We start from the raw sequence: 17,361 nt of genomic DNA, 5'->3' as shown, positions 1-17,361 counted from the left end.
CGGGCCGCCAATGGGGAACAAAACCCGCCGAACTACAGCACCGCGCCCGCATACACCGGACAGCAGTCGATCCCCAACACCGCACCCCCACAGCAAGGCCAGCAGCAAAATGGCCAGCAAGGCCATTCCCAGGAGCAATCGCAGCAGGCCACTCCGCAGCAGCCGACGTCGACAATCACCACGCCCCCCTCGACCTCGCGGCGCCCGGCTCCCCGGACCTCAACGAGTCAATCAGTGTCCACTGTGACGATCACCGTGGCTGCGCCGACTCCGCCATCTCCATACGATGATGACGGTCTTCCACAGAACGTCTTGCAAGACACTCCGGCGTGGGATCTCGTCTCGAAATCACCCAAAATGATGGATGAGTGGAGCAAACTCGAAGCAGCCGATTGGAAGATCCGGTTCGGACCCTCTGGTGGGGGAACGAAAACGGATACTGAACATTCGGTGATCATTCTTGATGTTGACCAACAGGGAGACCCCATCTGGATTGGTAAGTCTCTCACTCACGAATTCGGGCACGCTATGGATGCTTACAACTTGGTTCCAGCCAACAACGTTGATGACTACTTGGCGGGAGAAGGGGACGCGGTGTTAAACGAGCTTGAAACCAGGCTTGAGATCGTCGCGAACGGCGGTGACGACGCAGTTATCGAGACAGACGACATACATGACCAATTCATGGCGATATACGACACCTACAAGGCGGCCGGAGGGGAAAGCAACCCTGCAGCCAGGCAAACCGCAAGGCAAGCGATCGGAAAGATCTACGGCACACTCCATCCTTCTGGGTGCCCGGACGGCGTCAACTACGTCATGTATTACACAATCCCTGGCATTTGCCCGGAGCAATAGGGGTTAGCAATGATCAGAACAGCCAAAATCCTTGCCGCACTTAGCGTCCTCTGCCTGTTGGCGGCGTGTGGGGGCAGCGGAGAGCCGCCGCATGCTTCCGCAGCCCCGGACGCTACCGCGTTATGGGAGTTCGTCGATCGCGCCGCACAGACAACTCCGCTCACTGTCAGCAGGGTCGAAGGGCTCCTGGGGGCGCAGCTGAAACCCGGTGATGGAAGGAGGTGGGTCGGCGGTCAGGTATCACTGGGCCCGGAGGTCACGGTTCTCGGCACGACGGTCGCCCAAGACCAAGACCGCTGGATATTCACGGTATTCACGATGAATACGTCCGAGTGCGTCAACGCAGACGCCCTAAAGGGCAGGTACTCAGACCTCACCAAGCTCGCCGTGATCGACCATAGCGATCTCACCAACGCTGTGTGGTTTTCACACCAGCGCTGGGGCACACTGCGATTCGGCCTTTCGGGGCAAGCGCAATGCCTCAAGACCATCAGATTCGATCCTCCGCAGACCAAATAGGGCGCTATTGATCTGGCTAGCGGGCAGCCCAACTCGCCGTCGAAGCGCAAATCGTCGCCGGGGCCTCGGGGGAGTCGGCCACCGCCATTGCGAAGGCCGTGGGTGTCAGCCGCGCCACGATGATTTACCGGGTGCTGGCCGAACAGGACCGGCAGCCGCACTTAGGGTGCCAGCAATGGCCACTCCCTCGGGGCATCGCCCCGCGCTGCGTGCGCTTTGGATGTCGCCGCTGGTTAGGGTGCTTGACGTGGCCAAGCATTGGTATGCGAATCCGCCTCTGAACCGGTGGTGATCTTGGTAGCTTCTGTGTCTTCACAGTCACTTCACAGAAGCGGGGCAAACATGGTCATGGTCTCGTCATGCCGGTATTGACGGGGCGCTGTCCTTGCGGCGGCATGGGTGTCGTTATCGCTGCCGGTGGGGGCGGTGCCGGTGGCGCTGGCTGACCCGCCGTACGCCAACTGCAAAGAAGCCCACGCGGACGGCGAGTACAACATTCCGCGCGGCGCGCCGGGCTACTTAGCGAAGCCGGATCGCGACGGGGACGGTCTGGCCTGCGAAGGCTAAACTTTGAGGCGGTCGGCTAAGCGGGGAGCAACACATAGCCCCTTTGCGGAGCTTCCGTTGGTCCAACTCCCCGCTTGGTCGGCCGATGTCCCTTAGCGCCGAGAACATGGCTTTAGCGGCCCGTATGCACGGCAACAGCGAATCGACCACCACGATTGCCAAGGCGGTAGGTGTTAGTCGTGCGACGGTGTACCGGGTGTTGGCTGACTAGCAGCAGTGGCTGACTGCTGTGTATTGCGTTGATTGCTCGTGCTGCACTAGTGGGCTAGGTGAGCCTACGATCCCTGAATGTCTTCCGAACTGGACCCGGCAGCAATTTGGCGTGTCTTGCCTAAAAGCCTGCAATCGGAACTGCGCAAACACAGATCTGAGCCTCTAACTGATCAGCTACTTGTCCAGTGCCATCAAGTAGCCGAAAAACACAACATCACGGTTTTCTGGCGACCCGATGCCGCGGCATCCTTCACCCGGCACCGCCTGCACCCCGCACTTGTCGAGTACCTCGCTCATCACTGATGTCAGCGCTAGCAGAGCGGGGCGGTGCCGAGGCCGTGGGAATGTCCTGGTGTCTGTCTCTGTCTGGAGTTAGCGGTTATCTAGCACACCGAACAGGTACGGGGCGGCGTGTGGGTTGGTGAGGTTGACGATGGTGGTGATGAGCCGCCGCCCGATCCGGTCGAACCAGAAACCGAACGTCTCATCGCGTCGGTACATGCTGTGGATGCTGAGCCCGACAGCGGGCTCCTCAGAGGTCTCAAGGCCCTCGATGTGTTCGACCCCGTCATTGGGCGGCAGTAACTTGTGAAGTCGCTGCGTTACCCCCCTGGCCGCTTCCTTGGTCAAATATCCGTCATCGTCCACGACGTACGGCCATATCTCGGGCAGATGGCGGGCATGACGCGCCAAGGGCTCAACAAAATAGATGTACGCAAACCGGTCGTCGCCGTTCACCTCCAGCGTGAACCGGCTATCAGCAATCGGAGCAAGGTCAGCGCTGTATATACGTCGACCCGCAAGATCAGCCATTTTCACACCCGCCAGGGCATACATACCGCAACTCTAGAACGACACAAGCGCATCACCACGTAGCGAAACCCCGCACGGACACCCGGGGCGACCGGGGCCAGAACCTCCGCGACCCCCGCAAGGGGGTGGGGGGATGCCCGTCAAAGCGCCTAAAGCACGCCTCACACGGCCAGCGCCCCATCTCTCTCTGGGAATTGGGCTGGAGAGCGCTAGTGACTTGAGCGCACAGCACGTTCCGGGGCTTCTTGTGATTCGTGTGGCCTATTGCGGCGAGTCACACGATAGGAAATAGCCACGATCACCGCGACTAGCAGCCCGATCAGAAATGCGATAACGCCAACGGGTATAGCCACAAACGCGACAGCTTGAACGTCCTGAATTGACATTACGGGCTCTCCTGTTGGTGAGTGAGGGCCTGGGCTATTCCGCCCTACTGTTGTGTCTGGGTGCAGACCGTGAAACGTCGTTGCGGGTGCTTGTAGCCGCCGTCTGGGCATCCGTCTAGCGTGGTGGTGTCCAGGATGATCTTGACCGGCCTAACGCGATTCGGCGCGGCGGTATCTGTACAGGCCACTTTGGCTACGGGCTGGCCCAAAGCGATGCATGACGAGCTGTCCCACGCTAGGTCAAGACAGGCCGTGTACTGGCCAGTGGCTTTCGAATTATGGTAAAAGGAACGATCGGTATCCCCACATTCCTGAGGCACATTCACCCGCTGGATAATCCGGTACGTGTGCTTGGCTGAGCCACAATCAACCACGGTCAAAGAAGCGTTCACCAGCTCTCCGCCCAAGTTTACGCACCCACCCACCGGGGCCTCGGCCTGACCATTGGCTGTCAACGATGCCGGGGTGGGGAGCTGGCCCGGGATGTTCGTAAAGTCTTGTGATTCCTGTTGTGCGGGCGATGAGGCGGTGGCTGCCACTGTAGACGAGGGTGAATCAAGCGGGCCGCATCCCGAGACTGCAACGACAGTGGTACCGAGGAGTATTAAAAGTGGTTTCATCGAGTCCGTGGCCCCTACGCGAACTTCTTCGCGGCAGCTACTGCTATCTGCTTGTTCTGTTCGCAATCCTGACCGGTGACATCTATCACCGGAAGGGGCCAGAGGTCCTGGTTTTTTGCCTTGGGCGAATCGCTCGCGGTGCCGATGATTGTCGGTGAAACCGGCTGTCCCGCAACGACAGCAATTCTGCAGTCGTGATAGTTACCCTCTTGGTAGCCGGGTTCGATGTACAGAGTCACACCATCGCGCTGCTCGGTTTTCCAAGACCCGTTCAGCGTTGCGCGTTTCGATAACGCGAAAACGACATAGGTGAGTGAATCACCGGAGCTGGGGCGAAATGCGCAACTGGTTCCATCACCGATATTCGGTATGAAACCGTTGAAAGCCTTTAGGTCCGGCGACAGAGAACACGGGTCTTTGTCGAACAACTCGGTGCCTAGCTTGTTTTTTGCGTCCAGGCGCGGAAGCCTAGTGTCTTTGATTTTTGCCGCCGAGGTCGCGACTGCCTTTGTCAGTTCGCAACCGGCGTCGCTCTGTGCGCCAGCGGTTATTGCGACATATTCGCGGTCCAGCGCCGCAGAGGCGCTAGAAGATTTCGGTGCACCCTCCAGATCGCCCAGGCCCAGCGGGAAGAAGAAATTGCAGTCAGCGTTTGATTTGACGAGGACGTTGCCTACCTGCAGGTCGTTCCAGTTGGCGGGATGCTTGTCCCAGTCGGGTTCGACATCAGTGCGTATGTCGAGCCGGATCTGCTTGCCCATAGGGCTATCGCCGCCTGACCGCGAGATCAGGCACGTCATCGGCGAACCGCTATATGTGTAGAAATCAGCATCGGGCACAGTTGAGTTGAGCGTTGCGTCATCAACGAAACCGCACGCGTCGACTCCTCGAAGAGCGCGGGCTACAGCGAGGGCGTCCTGGTCATCCTGGCTGAGCTTCTGCCCGTACCCGTCGACCGTCGCACCGAAGAGATGACTCGACGAATCGTCGGCTGGTTTCGTATCGCCAGAACACGCTGTCATGGCCGCTGCGCTGACGAGAAATGCTGCTAAGGAGGTAACTAATTTCGGCATTACGGGGTCATTCCTGTCTTCCGATGCTGGGGCAGCCCTTGAGCTTGTCATATATGTCGTTGGCAGCGGACTCCCAATTCGAATAGCTCGCCGGGCCGGACCCCTGCTGCTTCTGTGCTAGATCGGGGCCGCTGATCCCGGGATATTTTTTCATCGCGTTGAGCAGGCCCATACCTGGCCCATCCTCGACACCGATCCCCTGGTAGAACATCTTTGTCGATGTCCAGGGATCCATTGTCAGACTCGGCTTGCCGTACAGGGGTACACGTTGTTGGAACAACCCGACAGAATCATTGTCGCCGGCGGCGTCCACGCCCATGCCGCCGTATCCCGGGTCAATATTTGGCCTCCACCACGCAGATGTCGGGTCACGGTCAGCTGACCGGAAAGAGAACGCGCGGTCGTCGGCGCTCAAACCAGGCCCAGGGTATTCACTACCCGGGACCGGATCACCCGGCAGTGTGCTCAAAGGATTCGTATTCAGATTCCCCAGGTTCTCAATATGGCTTTCCCTGAGCGCGACCATCAGAGCGATCTTCTGCGCTTGCTCGGGCACATTAAGGTTCCTGCTCTCGGTCAAGATCATGATGGCGTTGCGCCTGCGCGTTTCATCTATCACCAGGGTGCCATCTTGGGGGCTCGTCACAGAGAATCCCGGTGGGGTGCACGTGTCCTCCCTGGGAGTTTCTGTTTGCGCTAGCGTTTCTGGTGATTGTTTTTGCGGTCCGCCCTGTTCAGGCGCGCAGTTGCATTCGAATGCCGGTCCCCAGTTGCGACTGGGTTGCCCGAACATGCTTCCGAAACCACCCATCGACGAGGCGATAAAGCTGGCCATCTGTTCAGCAAAGCCGTAGTACTGAGCCTGCTGCTGGCATTGCTGTTTTAGTTCGCGGTCTTGCTGGTCGTTTTGGCTGGGCTGCTGTGTCTGCGTCGGGGCCTGGCTCGGCTGCTGCTGCTGGGGTTGTTGGCGTTGCTGCGGCGATTGTTGTTGCGGCGCTTGGTAGTCAGGGTTCGCGCGACCGGGGCCTTCGGTATAGGGGGTGGCGGTCTGGTAGTCCGGCGGCTGCGTCCCGTGAATCGGCTGCTGATTGCCTGACTGTTGTTGTGCGCCTTGCTGACCGCCCTGCTGAGGTGCTTGCGGGGCGCCGCTGTTGTAGATGGACACACCGTTGTCCTGATTTAGGGGTGGCTGGTTGATGCCGCCCTGGTAATCAGGCTGCTGCGCAGGCATTTGAGGCGGCGAGAACTGGCCTCCATTCATCCCCCCGTCGCCGCCGGGGCCACCTGTGGGTCCTGTGGGATCTGCGGCAGCGGTCTGGACAGTGGAAAAACCTGTACCGGGCATCGTGTGGTCGCTAGCGACCTTCGCGCCGCCAAGAGTAAGGGCCGCAATCGCCACAACTGCGGACACCCTGCGCAAACCTGGCGACATGCGCCAACGGTCACTGATAACCATCTTGGGTAGACCCTCCCGCTCCTTGCCCCACGCGGAGAACGCGTGTAGCTATTGCTTGGAGCATGACAGACCAAAGCCGGGTATGTCCACACAAATGTCCAAAACAGATGTTTGCTGAACTGGACTCGTCGCCCAGATTTGGCGCCGCGCATGTAGGTAACCCGCCGTCACCTGGCGATATGTCGAAGCGAATGTCAACCCCGGAGCAGCGAACCTGGCCCGCAGCTACCCGTCCGGGTTCTGGGAGTGCCTGACGAGTTCGGCGTGGTGTTGCTCGATGAGTTGATGGATTTGTTGGGCTTGATGCAATAGCAGCTCATCGAGGGTCCCGGGTTGGGCTTGGCGCTGCACAACGGCGATCCGGTTGCGTACATGTTTGGTGGCCAGGCGCTGATCATCGAGCAGCCAGCGGTAGTCCGATGTGGCGATGGCTTCGCGGCGCTGGCGCGCGTATTCGGCCTCAGCTTTAGCTTGGCGGCGCTCACTGGCCGCCGCCTGCTGCTGGCGTTGGCGCTCCCGGTCACGTCGGCCCGCAGCCTTGGCCTGTTTGCGCCACTGGTGCCCAACGCGGGCCAACGCGGCGTTCTCGGCGCGCTCAAGCCTTTGGCGCTGCGTGGCGCCTATCTCGGCGCGCGGCCGTACCGAGGCCCAGCGTGCCCGCTCAGCATCGGCGATCGCCTTCTCTCGTGCCTGCTGCGCCTCAGCGCACTCCTCACACCGGCACCCGGCCGCATACCCGGCAACACCATGAACCGCCACAACAAGGCACCTTACAAACCCCGCCACGGACGCGTAACACCTTGCCCGCCAACTAGAACACGCGTCTAGATACCTGTGGCGTCGCTCCTCAAGGCAGACACCACCGGCGAACCCCTGCGACCGGCCTTCTCGGGCGGGATGGGCACCGGGTTGAGGTTTTTCGGCCCGCCGCGCCCACGCAGCTGCGTACCCGTCTCGACCAGAGCATCGTGGACGTACCCGTACGAGTGACCATGGGCAACAGCCAGCGCACGGATACTCGAACCACCCTCATAAGCCGCTTTCAACGCCGCACGTTCCTCAGCCCGCTCAGCCCCACGTGTCTTCATTCACCGGTCCCGTGTACGCGGCCTGCTCGCCGACTCCGTTGGTGCTGAGCACCTGCCGTGTCGCCGTCAGCAGACCCAGCTGAGAATAGATGAACCAGTGGACGTAGTGGGGCGATTCCTCACGTCAATCGGGTGCCGATCGCGGCTCACCCGGACATAGACCTTGGATGGTATCGCTGTGGTACGGATCCTGGATGGTCGTCGGCCTGGCCACCGCTCCGTAGGCCGAATTCCAGCTGCCCCAAAGTGATCGGGCTCTTTCGACGATGATTGGTATGGCGGCAACCCGGATCGTTTGACCATTGGGTCTACTCGAGGTGCTCGGCCACTGTTCGACGACCTGGATGGATCCTGATTGCGTGGCGCCTACCCGACGTAGATGTGTGGGTCGGGTGCGCGAACGCTGGGGCAGTCTTCACAACGGTGAGGGCGACTTCGGCACCCATGAGATTCAGACGGGGGATGTGCGTCATCTGACCACCCTCACACGGCCCCGACGACGTCGACTGCACCCACGCCAAATGCATAGCCCTGACCGTCGGCGACGGCCCGACCCCATCCACCGACCGGCTGCTCAACGTCCTTGCCGACAACAACGCCAAGGCCACCTTCTTCCTCATCGGGAATAAGGTCGCCCGTGACCTGCCAGCGCCACCCGAATCGCCCAGGCTGGCTCGAACCGGGCAGGCTGTGGAATCGCACCCACGTAGCCGATGCGGTACACCGCAATTCGTGACCCACGGGCCGAACCTGAGGCCATCGTGAGCGCCACGCATCCTCGAACGTCTCGACGTCGTATGCGCTGAGGTGGGTCACCGGCGGAGCGCGGTTTTGCGTTCGCAGAGCGCTCGGCTGGGCGGTGCGAGGGACCGGTGGTTCGATGCCACTCGATCATGTCCGTCGACGGCATTGCCAGCGGTGCGCCGTAGGAGTAGACCTCCAGCTCCGAAAGCAGTCCGTCATGTACGAACAACTGGACGCCGCCAACCGCGTTGTCCGAGTCATCGAAGACATCGCCGTTGATCTCGACCACACGGGGGCATGAAACTGGAACATTCCTGCCCTGCGGATACAGGTAGAGCGATCCGCATCCACACGTACAACTGCGCTTCACCAGCAGCGCACTGGCCTGAATCCTTAGTCCATCGACGCCCGGGAAATCAAACGCCAACGGCGCGTCCAGGACCTCCGCTTCTGCTTGCGTCATCACTCGAGGTACCTCGTTCACCGCCGAAGTCGCAAACATCCGCCAATGCTAGCCGCGGATACGTGTGGGTTACCCATGTGGGATTAACGGGTGGTTTTCATCGTGAGGAACAGTGTTATCTGTAGTGGTGCCAAGTGGATCGACACGCACGTTGCCCTAGCGCAAACCCAGGCACTACTGACCATCGGGCATGAACTTAGGTCCTTCCGGGAGCTACTCGCCCGGAAGGTCGACCAGGGGTAGGTCCTCAGAACAAAACCGGCGCCCTGCCCGGGGCGAGCGCCCTGGCGTAACCTCCGCACCGTTGAGAAAAAGGGATGCCAACTCAGTTGGCGCAACCGCGGGGGTTGGCGAGACTGACGATGTGACTTGGCGAATTGGGTCCGAACATCCTGTCAACGCGAGGCATGCGGCAATGTCGAAGTCTGTTCTCAGAGTTCGATTCTAGCGAATTTCATTGCCTGGAAATGGCTTTCATGCGTGGGTTACCACACATCGTTTGTCAGGTGGCTGGTGGTCGGGGGTTTGAGGACTTCGATCAGGTCCCGTGTCCGAAATGTCTTGCAATCGAGAGGGAGTCACGGCATGAGAAACGAGCACGAAGCGTCTGTTTTCGTACTCTGCAGCAGAAGCACGAGGGCGGATCAGATCTCTTTGATAGTTGCCGTGATTCCCAGATCGTCGAGGAGCGGCTGCAGCTCGTCGACGACAGAGGAGTTGGCGACGAGCTGCAGTGTGCCCTGTAGATAGCTGATCTGCCGCTCGTCGAGGGCCACGTAGAACGCCCGGAACAGGGTGGCGAATCCGTCGGCAGTCTCCGCGCCCGCCAGCAGGTTGCTGGTGAAAGAGAACGCCACCTGTCGGTCGGCGGCTGCCGTGGGACTGGGCTGTCCACCGCTGCCGGGGGCGGCTGCACTCGTGTTGCACTGAGGAACATAACCGCTATCCGCCCGGTTGTGATTTTTTTCGACGAGTTCAACGAGTTGGCAGACAGCAACGCGATTATCACCCTTGCTAACACGATTAAGGCGATGTCCGACCACATTGAGCGGGCCACGCTTTGTCCGGTGGGTGTGGCAGAAGATCTTGATGCGCTCCTGGAAGGCCATTTATCGGCTGTCCGTGCGATCGCTCAGGTGAAGATGCCCCGCATGAACCGGGAAGAGCTGGGCGAAATCGTCACGCGGGGACTGGAGAAGCTGGGGATGACGATTGAACGGCCCGCACTTGAGCTGACACGTATCGTGCCCCGCGGACTTCCCCAGTACGCCCACCTGCTGGCTCAAGAAGCTGCGCGGAACGCCCTGCTGCAGAGCAGGATGGTGATCACTCGTGATGACGTCATGGCAGGACTGCGGGTCGGCCTCCTCAAATTGGACCGCAGTCTCACCACGGCCTACGAGAACGCAACCTACAGCCCCCGCAAGACCCGTTTGAGGGAGGTGCTCCTCGCCTGCGCGATAACGAAACTTGGTGATATGGGAGACTTTTCACCATCAGACATTCGCACGCCGTACTCAAAGATAATCGGTGAAACAGTCGGCGTGGATCGATTCAATCCTCAGCTCACTTCGCTTGCCACAACGCGCGAGATCTTGATCCGCGAAGGTGAAGACAGGCGGTGGCGCTACCGATTCAAGGATCCCTTAATGGAACCGTTCGTGCTGCTTCAGGGCCTCGACGCAGGAATCATCACGCCTGCCGACTTCCCCCATTAGCAACGTCAAGCCCCCACCGTCTCCGAGCTTCCCGCCGCGCAATCTCCGTCTTTTGCTCTGGAGTCAGTCCGTCCTTATTGCCGCTAACCGTCGTATCCCTGGCAGGCGCGGAGCCCAGATCGCGGCGCCGCTTACGTGACCGCTCGTCCATGTCGACCATCGTCTCATAGATCAACTGGCTAGACATCAGACGTTCTCAACTAACTGCGCGGTGAACATTTCATGCAGTTGGTGAGAACCGTCGGTGCAGTCTCCGTCGTCCGATATCGCTCCGCTATCACTGTACGGCTACGGCTTTGACCAGCCTAGACAAAGGGGTTCGGGGAAAGGCTGGGGTCGGAGTTCTTGGCAGGGGACAGCCCCTAACTCGCCCAGGCCTACTTGAGGTGGCTGGGCGCCTAATCGGGACACACGCCCCAAAATCCCCGCACCGCAGGACCCCGCTCCAAGCGCCACCAAAAACCTTCAAAAGCAGGAGGTCAGGAACCCTTTCGAGTTCCTGACCACTCTTATTGCCGAGTTTCGCGAACCACTCGCAGTAGGCGACCAAGCCGTTCGTGGACCCACACGGCGCCGCGACTAGCTCTCCGACACAGCGCTGGGCGTACGCGTGGCGGGCAGGGCCATCTATCACTATCCAGTACTTACTAGTACCGTATACTGCCAGTATCGGTTACGTCATGTATCTGATACGTGTCTGCTATCTAAGGAGTCTTATGTCCGAGCAGCTGCCGCCGCGCGTTTTGGCGCGTTCGGAGTCCGTGTTCGTCCTTGCCGGTGCCACCGTGGCGCAGAATTGCTATGGCACGGGTGTGATGGACGAGGCCGTGCTCTCGGATGCCTTCGCCGCCTTGGTTGAGATGTACCCGCTGCTGGGTGGCCGGATTCATTTGTTGCGCAAGGGTTTCGAAGTACGGTTCGAACACGGCAAGCAGCCGGCGGTCACGTTCTTTGACGTCAGTGATGCCGACGTCGGGAACTACCTGACGGCCCGCAAGTCAGCGTTACCAGTTGGGCGTGTTTGTGCGCTGCGGGTGTATCGGTCGAGTGAGAAGTTCCGCGTGACGTTCCTCTTGCATCACGCGATCGCTGATGCTGACGCCGCCCTGAAGTATCAACAAGACTTGTGGATGCTCTACACCGAGCGTATGCATGTAACGAAAGGCCTTGTAGGGCAACCTGTTACACGGACGCCGCATCCCATGCCGGCCAGTTCGGAATCTCTGCTGCGTGCGCGTGGCTATACCGAACCGGCATCCAGGCGCATGATGGATCTGCGTCCCGCCTATCGTGGGCGCGGTTGGATCTGGACCGCGTTCCGGCCGCGCCGTGCAGAACGGGGGCGTGTTCACCTGTCGGTCGAACAGACCGACAAGCTTCTTGAGATAGGCCGCGCGAACGGGGTAACGCTCCACGGGCTCGTCAGTGCCGCATTAGTGCTCGCCGAGCGAGAACTTTCAGGCAAGGCTGTACTGCCCGTTGCGATTTCCTCGTATGTGAACTTGCGCTCCCGGCTGAAGCCCCCGGTTGCTGCGGCAGAAGGCACCAACGTGCTGGGTATTGCCGAGATGATCCTTAGTGCAAACCAAAGCAGCGATGTGCTCGATCTTGCACGCCAAGTGGTCGCCGATATTAGCGATGGGCTAAAAACCAGCCGCATCCATCAAACCGCGTTCGTCCCCGAGGGTGACATTCGGCGAGTGCTTTCCATGATAGGGCGGTATTTCCTTCTCGTGGCGCTAGGAGGTTTGGTACCGACCTTCACCGCCATCCAGATCACCAACTGGGGTCGTATTCCCGGGTTTGAAACCCCAGATGGGCTGCATATCAACGATTTTCGTTGCGGTGTTGAACTTCATGCGGTCGTCGCGTTCTTGGCCGCGCGGGGCGTGGCGGTGGTCGACGGACATATCTACTTCGTCAGCAGCTACAACGGACGATTGAGCATTGATTTCACAAAACTGGCCACCCGTAAGAACAACGCACGCAGAGTCGAACAGATACTGCAGTCCGAAGTCGAAAAACTGTTACCCACAACCGTCTCCGACGATCAGACCAACCCTCATCCAAACCACGCGTTGCGGCCACAGGAGACACCGAAATGAAGTCGCTTTTCGATTCGCCGGGCTGGGGTCGGGAACAGATGGGGTTCACCAACGATGCACGCGTGTTCGATGTTGCGGGCAAAGCTGCGAACATCGAACCGTCCGCAGGCCTGTCGCCCCGGGCAGTGACCGCCGTGTTCTTCGGACCCAGCGCCGACATCGACGGCGACCACCTCGTCTACATCCAGCATATCCAGTTATTTGAGACACCGATTGCCGAACACACCCTGTTGGACAACACTATTCAGCAACTATCCGCCGCCATCGCCATTGGCCAGCAAGAAGCCCACGGCGCAGGAGTCAAACTCGTTGACGACCCGGCCGGCAAAAAAGTTCATGCGTTGTCAGCGGCAATGAAGGTCCCGACACCACCCACAACCCAGTGGGCGGGCGCTGTGGTGGCCCTGCATGTTGTAAATGCACTCAACGTTCCACGCATCAACTTGGGTGCGGTTCGCGATCTAGCCACATGTCGACACTCGATCAACGAACTGTTCGCCAGCGCCTCCACCATCATCCAGGAGCTTCGCAACACCGACATAAACAAGGAGTTGAATTAGCCAGATCGGCGATCGAGGCAGCGTGATGTCGGAGGAAAATGCGCCGATAGCAAGGTGCACCACCAACCTTCTTGGAACCCAAAGCTGCTGACGAGCCCGTGTTGGCGATCGCGCAGCCGTCGGCCTGGGTGCACCGGTTCATCCCTTGACTCGCCGAGCGATCGTGAACACCGGATTGTGGACTAATCCGTTCACTGCCGAATGCAGTCATTATCCCGGCCTATGTCGCTGGAGATGTGGATATCACAGAGCAAGCACCCGACTTAAAGAGTGTGAGATACGCACTGAACGGCATACTCGTTGATTCCGGTGTACCCAGAGTCATGCATGGAAACCCAAGCAAGACAAACACATATAGATTTGAATGTGGGCGTGGCAACTACGTTGATCGTATCCCGCTCGAGGTGTGTTTGTTGTCGGTAACAGGATGCCAGATGCTGGGGGACGGCACCGAAATATCCTGCATATACCTCGAAGTCCAATGGGTCGAGAATAGTCCGGTCTCGCTGCCGGCGAATTATTTTGTAGGGCTTAGATGTTAGGGCAAGAGACGCGATTAACGATTCAGAGAGCTAATCGCGTACGCAGCTGGCGGCTGTAGCGGTGAAAATGGGTAATTGCTAGGCGTGGTGGTTAGCAAATGTTTCGGCGGCAGGTCTCGAAGGCTGCTGAGCTTTTGGCCGGTGTCGCGGTGCTACAGCGATGGTCGTGCTCTTGGGAACACATCGTGGGTAACCCCTCGTGGCCAGAGCATGGATCAGGCGAGCTGCGCCGTCGCCTTGGCGGAACCTTCCTCCGCAATGTGCTTGGCGGTTGGCCACCAGCCCGCAAGCTCCATGAGTTGGGCGAGTTCATCTTCACGGGTAGAGGCGGGCAGCGGGGTGTTGCCGGTAGGCGGGAGATTAGTCGCGGTCGGGCGTGCGATGGCGTTGGCGATCTGCAACGCCTGCTGTGCGCTGTGGTTGCCCCTCCGGCAAGGCTTGTCGGCACGGTCGAGTTGTTCTCGGTCGGTGTCGGTGAGTTCGGTGATGCGTGGGGCTAGTTTTAGTAGGGCGTCTCGGATTTCGATGATGATGCGGTGTAGTTGAAAGTCGGTGACGGGTTGGAATCGTCGCGGGGGTGGGTTGAGGATGGTGTGGGGGTAGGCGGTGGTGAGGTCGGTCCAGAGTGGTTGGAGGTTTCGCCAGGTTCGGCCGTTGGTGTCGCGGTGCAGGAGGGCTTGGGCGGCGACAAGGCAGGGGCCCAGGGCTAAGGGCAGGGCAGCGAGCAGGGCCGCGAAGCTGGCGTGGGAGTAGATGATTTGGCGCACCGCGAGAGTGTGGGCCAGATTGAGGCGTTCGAGTAGGGCCAGGGTAAATATGGTCAGGCCGGGCAGGCAAGTGGCGATGCCCAGGGCGATGAGTTCACCGATGATCACGCGTTGGGCGGTGCTGTGGCGCGGGCGGCGAAGGCTTTCGGCCAGGAGCCGGAAGATGGTGGCAGCCGCGGTGATCGACAGGACTGACCAGAGGAGTGCGGCGAGGATCTCGGAGTTGTCGCCGGTCAGGGCGATGGGTTGGTGGCGGATGCGGGGGCCGGTGGCGGTCACGCCCAATATGGCGATGGTGACGAAGGTGGCGACTCGGTATTGGCGGTAAGCGCGGGCCAGAAGCACTTCGTCGGTGCCGTCGATCATCGCGAGGAACCCGATGAGTTCGGGGCTGATCAACAGCAGCAGCGCGAACGGGATCTGGGACATGCTGGCCGCAGGGCAGGGTATGGCCACGGCGAGCAGGTGCTGCACAGCGGGTTCGGCGGTGAGTTGGGTGGCGGCGACGAAGATCAGCACTCTGTTGCGGTGGCGGGCAGCGAACCCGGCGCCCAGCCAGCGCAGCCGAAACGCCAGCACCAACACAAAACATGCCAGTACCGGCCACGAGATGTAGCCGGGTACCGCGCTGGTCACTGGCGCCCGAGGAGGACGTCGGTGAGGGTTCGGTCTTTGGGCGAGTGAGCCAGGATGAGGCTGGCGAACATTTCGGCGTCGTGTTCGGAACTGGTGTCGTAGGCGCTGCGGCCCAGGGCGGCTTTGACGGCGCCGGGGTCGAGGTTGGGTGTGAGCGCGGAGACCATCTGTGCGGTATCGGTTTTGGCGCTCTTGTCGTGGCCGAGCAGCATGTGGCCGAGTTCGTGCAGGATGATTTGGTCGGCGTGCAGCTGGGAGGTTCCGTCTTGATACAGGACGATGTCGTCGTGTTCGCGAACCAGCCACAGACCACAGGCACTTCCGGCCAATAGCGCGCCTTCGACGGGCAGGAGTGTGATGCGACGCCCACGCAGCTGTTCGACGGTGTCGATGAATGCGGCCCGGTCGAAGGGGCTGGGCACGGGCAGCTGGCCGATGATCCCCCGGATGTCGGCTTCGGACGAGCCCTTGTGTTGTAGGCGTTTACGTCGAAGGTTCATCTGAAGGTCCGATCGGGGGCAGGTTTTCCAGCTCGCGCAGGCGGTCAACGATGCCGGCCAGGTTCCCGATCGACTCGGGTGTGAGCCCGGACAGTCTGGTGGCGATATCGCGGATGCCGTTGTCGCGCATGGCTTTGACGAGACGCAGCTCGGCTTCGATCGCGGCATCGGAGCCGCCGTCGATGAGGTAGGAGGCAGGGACGCCGAAGTACTCGGCGACGGCCTGCACATTCTGAACGGTCGGGTTGGTGCGCTTGCCGGTGCGCAACAGGCACAGGTACGGCCCACTCATCTGAACCCCCGTCTTCTCGAAAATCCCATCAGCGACCGTCGCATCCGAGACAGCTTCGCCTGCAGGACTCATGACTTCGTACAACTTCGTGAGCTTAGCGGCCAGACTCTCTGCACGCATGTCCTCAGCAACCTGTCGGCCGTGGCCCTTGTTTGGCATTGTCCCCATCCGTTCGTTGACTTTCCTGCCCACAGGTCACCGTACCGCAACCTTTTACCGGTAACCGCACTACGAGTATAGTTTTGCCAGTAAATATTGCAATACTGATAATTGACTGTTATACATTTGCGTGTGCCAGCCAAGGGGACGGCACCCGCGCACAGGTTCGTGCTCCCACGGGGAGATACACCGTTGACTACTGCATTAACACGCAGGCGCCCTAGGCATGGCGTCCCGGTCGCAACATCAGTCACAGTTGCACTCGCACTCCTGGCCGGTGCCCCGTACGCCTTCGCCGACCCGCAGGTGATGCCGGATCAGTATCAGCAGTTCGTGACCGATGACGGGTGGACTGTCGGGTTGACGATGACCAATGAGGTCATCGATCACATCGACAACATCGCCGGTGCGAGCAACTCGTGGCAAGCCCGGGTGTCCTACCGCGCGGAGGCCAGGATCTCGGGAGCGGGTTCAGCGGTCATTCAGGACGCACAGCTGGAGACCGGATACTTCGTGGGCTGCCGCACCGACTCCTCCTCGGGTGTGGAACTCGGCGGCGACCTCGGGTTGACGCTTAGCCAGCAGCTCAACGGCCAGGCCTATGGCGGCGCGTATGGCGGCGGCCAGGGCGGCGCTGGGGGTGGCGGTGGCGGCCAGGGCGGCGGCTTCGGTGGCGTCTCCGGCGGCGCCTCGGTGGGTGCCCAAGAGCACATCGGCGGCTACATGCGCGTGCTGCTCAAGCCCGGTGGCTTGGCTCAACTGCCAATGGACCGGATCAACTTCCGCAACATGCACGCGGTCTCGCAAGTACGTAACCAGAACGTCGAGGCCGACGGCTGCGGTGGTCAGGTGAAGATCCAGTCCTTCGCCACCTTCCGGATTCGTACCGAGAACGGCAACGACACTCAAACCGTCTACGGCGAACCGAAAGACCTGTGATGACGAAGGTTTTCAGAATTGCACTGATGCTTCTTGCTGTTGGGCTGGTTGTCATACCCGCCGAGGGGTCGGTCATGACAACCAGCCGGGCATATGCCGATCCGGTGGCTCCGACTCCTGCGCCGATTCCGGCGCCGCGGGAGATGCCACAGGATGCCCCGCGCATCAACAACATTGGCGGTGCGAAAGTGTCCTCGTCCGCTCCTCAGGGCGAGGGCAACGGCATGGGTCAGCCGCTGGCGGCGGCGCGTGAGCTGTCGAATTTCACGGTGCCGATGTTCGCCAAGGACGGTGTCTTCTTCCCAACCACCTGGGCGGGTAAGAATATCGCGATCCACCTGCC

General features: G+C 60.4%; 18 protein-coding genes and 5 pseudogenes. 12 read left to right on the top strand and 11 right to left on the bottom strand.

Features of this window, described 5'->3' with window-relative positions; genetic code table 11:
* The 6 genes and pseudogenes from AB0H22_RS25255 to AB0H22_RS25230 all read left to right on the top strand — a co-directional run.
* Positions 1–858, top strand: an 858-nt coding sequence (locus AB0H22_RS25255; protein WP_358150001.1) for a hypothetical protein, incomplete at its 5' end; no start/stop codon positions are given.
* A 9-nt stretch (positions 859–867) separates the two neighbouring features.
* Positions 868–1,377 (top strand): hypothetical protein, encoded by a 510-nt coding sequence (locus AB0H22_RS25250; RefSeq protein WP_358149999.1) that lies wholly within the window; start codon positions 868–870, stop codon positions 1,375–1,377.
* A gap of 65 nt (positions 1,378–1,442) precedes the next feature.
* Positions 1,443–1,526, top strand: a pseudogene (locus AB0H22_RS25245) (helix-turn-helix domain-containing protein); the annotation flags it as partial.
* A gap of 250 nt (positions 1,527–1,776) precedes the next feature.
* Positions 1,777–1,944 (top strand): excalibur calcium-binding domain-containing protein, encoded by a 168-nt coding sequence (locus tag AB0H22_RS25240; protein WP_358149997.1) that lies wholly within the window; start codon positions 1,777–1,779, stop codon positions 1,942–1,944.
* 73 nt (positions 1,945–2,017) lie between these two features.
* Positions 2,018–2,155 (top strand): annotated as a pseudogene (locus AB0H22_RS25235) (helix-turn-helix domain-containing protein); the annotation flags it as partial.
* 77 nt (positions 2,156–2,232) lie between these two features.
* Positions 2,233–2,460, top strand: coding sequence for a hypothetical protein (locus tag AB0H22_RS25230; RefSeq protein ID WP_358149995.1), 228 nt, complete (start codon positions 2,233–2,235; stop codon positions 2,458–2,460).
* A gap of 69 nt (positions 2,461–2,529) precedes the next feature.
* Here the strand turns inward: AB0H22_RS25230 and AB0H22_RS25225 are convergent, their stop codons facing one another.
* The 6 genes and pseudogenes from AB0H22_RS25225 to AB0H22_RS25200 all read right to left on the bottom strand — a co-directional run bounded on the left by AB0H22_RS25225 (position 2,530) and on the right by AB0H22_RS25200 (position 7,593).
* On the bottom strand, positions 2,530–2,970 hold the full coding sequence (locus tag AB0H22_RS25225; RefSeq protein WP_358149993.1) for a hypothetical protein: 441 nt from the start codon (positions 2,968–2,970) through the stop codon (positions 2,530–2,532).
* 430 nt (positions 2,971–3,400) lie between these two features.
* A complete protein-coding gene (locus AB0H22_RS25220) occupies positions 3,401–3,781 on the bottom strand; it encodes a hypothetical protein (RefSeq protein ID WP_358150007.1) in 381 nt (126 codons plus the stop codon).
* Positions 3,782–3,990: 209 nt separating this feature from the next.
* Positions 3,991–5,049, bottom strand: a complete 1,059-nt coding sequence (locus AB0H22_RS25215; RefSeq protein ID WP_358149991.1) for a hypothetical protein — start codon at positions 5,047–5,049, stop codon at positions 3,991–3,993.
* A gap of 718 nt (positions 5,050–5,767) precedes the next feature.
* Positions 5,768–6,505: pseudogene (locus AB0H22_RS25210) on the bottom strand (hypothetical protein); the annotation flags it as partial.
* A 225-nt stretch (positions 6,506–6,730) separates the two neighbouring features.
* Positions 6,731–7,264, bottom strand: a complete 534-nt coding sequence (locus tag AB0H22_RS25205; RefSeq protein ID WP_358149989.1) for a hypothetical protein — start codon at positions 7,262–7,264, stop codon at positions 6,731–6,733.
* Positions 7,265–7,329: 65 nt separating this feature from the next.
* Positions 7,330–7,593, bottom strand: a complete 264-nt coding sequence (locus AB0H22_RS25200) for a helix-turn-helix domain-containing protein (protein ID WP_219603329.1) — start codon at positions 7,591–7,593, stop codon at positions 7,330–7,332.
* 489 nt (positions 7,594–8,082) lie between these two features.
* Between AB0H22_RS25200 and AB0H22_RS25195 the strand changes: the two are divergent.
* Positions 8,083–8,235, top strand: a pseudogene (locus tag AB0H22_RS25195) (polysaccharide deacetylase family protein); the annotation flags it as partial.
* Here the strand turns inward: AB0H22_RS25195 and AB0H22_RS25190 are convergent.
* Entirely contained in the window at positions 8,210–8,839 is a 630-nt protein-coding gene (locus AB0H22_RS25190; protein ID WP_358149987.1) for a hypothetical protein, read from the bottom strand. The pseudogene AB0H22_RS25195 and the gene AB0H22_RS25190 sit on opposite strands and share 26 nt — an antisense overlap.
* 605 nt (positions 8,840–9,444) lie before the next feature.
* Entirely contained in the window at positions 9,445–9,657 is a 213-nt protein-coding gene (locus AB0H22_RS25185; protein ID WP_358149985.1) for a hypothetical protein, read from the bottom strand.
* Between the two features lie 99 nt (positions 9,658–9,756).
* On the opposite strand from AB0H22_RS25185, the gene AB0H22_RS25180 reads away from it, so the two are divergent.
* The 3 genes from AB0H22_RS25180 to AB0H22_RS25170 all read left to right on the top strand — a co-directional run bounded on the left by AB0H22_RS25180 (position 9,757) and on the right by AB0H22_RS25170 (position 13,183).
* Positions 9,757–10,518, top strand: a complete 762-nt coding sequence (locus tag AB0H22_RS25180) for a hypothetical protein (protein WP_358149983.1) — start codon at positions 9,757–9,759, stop codon at positions 10,516–10,518.
* A 716-nt stretch (positions 10,519–11,234) separates the two neighbouring features.
* On the top strand, positions 11,235–12,623 hold the full coding sequence (locus tag AB0H22_RS25175) for an acyltransferase (protein WP_358149981.1): 1,389 nt from the start codon (positions 11,235–11,237) through the stop codon (positions 12,621–12,623).
* Positions 12,620–13,183 carry a hypothetical protein gene (locus AB0H22_RS25170; RefSeq protein ID WP_358149979.1) on the top strand — a complete coding sequence of 188 codons (564 nt, stop codon included), beginning with the start codon at positions 12,620–12,622 and terminating at the stop codon, positions 13,181–13,183. The genes AB0H22_RS25175 and AB0H22_RS25170 overlap by 4 nt, the downstream gene beginning before the upstream one ends.
* A gap of 757 nt (positions 13,184–13,940) precedes the next feature.
* On the opposite strand, the gene AB0H22_RS25165 is transcribed toward AB0H22_RS25170, so the two are convergent.
* Genes AB0H22_RS25165 through AB0H22_RS25155 form a run of 3 tightly spaced genes read right to left on the bottom strand, consistent with a single transcriptional unit; the run spans position 13,941 to position 16,079 of the window.
* A complete protein-coding gene (locus AB0H22_RS25165) occupies positions 13,941–15,128 on the bottom strand; it encodes an MAB_1171c family putative transporter (protein ID WP_358149977.1) in 1,188 nt (395 codons plus the stop codon).
* Positions 15,125–15,577: a regulator gene (locus tag AB0H22_RS25160; RefSeq protein WP_358150005.1), complete on the bottom strand. Its 453-nt coding sequence runs from the start codon at positions 15,575–15,577 to the stop codon at positions 15,125–15,127. Before AB0H22_RS25160 ends, AB0H22_RS25165 begins: the two co-directional genes overlap by 4 nt.
* 34 nt (positions 15,578–15,611) lie before the next feature.
* Positions 15,612–16,079 carry an XRE family transcriptional regulator gene (locus tag AB0H22_RS25155; protein ID WP_358149975.1) on the bottom strand — a complete coding sequence of 156 codons (468 nt, stop codon included), beginning with the start codon at positions 16,077–16,079 and terminating at the stop codon, positions 15,612–15,614.
* Positions 16,080–16,388: 309 nt separating this feature from the next.
* Here AB0H22_RS25155 and AB0H22_RS25150 point away from each other — a divergent pair, with 309 nt between their 5' ends.
* Positions 16,389–17,018: an MspA family porin gene (locus AB0H22_RS25150; protein ID WP_358150003.1), complete on the top strand. Its 630-nt coding sequence runs from the start codon at positions 16,389–16,391 to the stop codon at positions 17,016–17,018.
* Positions 17,018–17,361, top strand: a pseudogene (locus AB0H22_RS25145) (hypothetical protein); the annotation flags it as partial. The gene AB0H22_RS25150 and the pseudogene AB0H22_RS25145, both read left to right, overlap by 1 nt.

The sequence above is a fragment of the Mycobacterium sp. NPDC050853 genome (assembly GCF_040653875.1).
GTDB lineage: Bacteria > Actinomycetota > Actinomycetes > Mycobacteriales > Mycobacteriaceae > Mycobacterium.
This window is presented reverse-complemented; position numbering and strand designations above follow the sequence as displayed.

Bases quoted from the DNA above. Each gene is read 5' to 3' on its own strand.
- AB0H22_RS25170 (WP_358149979.1), top strand. From the start codon at position 12,620: ATGAAGTCGCTTTTCGATTCGCCGGGCTGGGGTCGGGAACAGATGGGG.
- AB0H22_RS25150 (WP_358150003.1), top strand. From the start codon at position 16,389: ATGCCGGATCAGTATCAGCAGTTCGTGACCGATGACGGGTGGACTGTC.
- AB0H22_RS25230 (WP_358149995.1), top strand. From the start codon at position 2,233: ATGTCTTCCGAACTGGACCCGGCAGCAATTTGGCGTGTCTTGCCTAAA.
- AB0H22_RS25225 (WP_358149993.1), bottom strand. From the start codon at position 2,970: ATGGCTGATCTTGCGGGTCGACGTATATACAGCGCTGACCTTGCTCCG.
- AB0H22_RS25175 (WP_358149981.1), top strand. From the start codon at position 11,235: ATGTCCGAGCAGCTGCCGCCGCGCGTTTTGGCGCGTTCGGAGTCCGTG.
- AB0H22_RS25190 (WP_358149987.1), bottom strand. From the start codon at position 8,839: ATGTTTGCGACTTCGGCGGTGAACGAGGTACCTCGAGTGATGACGCAA.
- AB0H22_RS25200 (WP_219603329.1), bottom strand. From the start codon at position 7,593: ATGAAGACACGTGGGGCTGAGCGGGCTGAGGAACGTGCGGCGTTGAAA.
- AB0H22_RS25250 (WP_358149999.1), top strand. From the start codon at position 868: ATGATCAGAACAGCCAAAATCCTTGCCGCACTTAGCGTCCTCTGCCTG.
- AB0H22_RS25215 (WP_358149991.1), bottom strand. From the start codon at position 5,049: ATGCCGAAATTAGTTACCTCCTTAGCAGCATTTCTCGTCAGCGCAGCG.
- AB0H22_RS25155 (WP_358149975.1), bottom strand. From the start codon at position 16,079: ATGCCAAACAAGGGCCACGGCCGACAGGTTGCTGAGGACATGCGTGCA.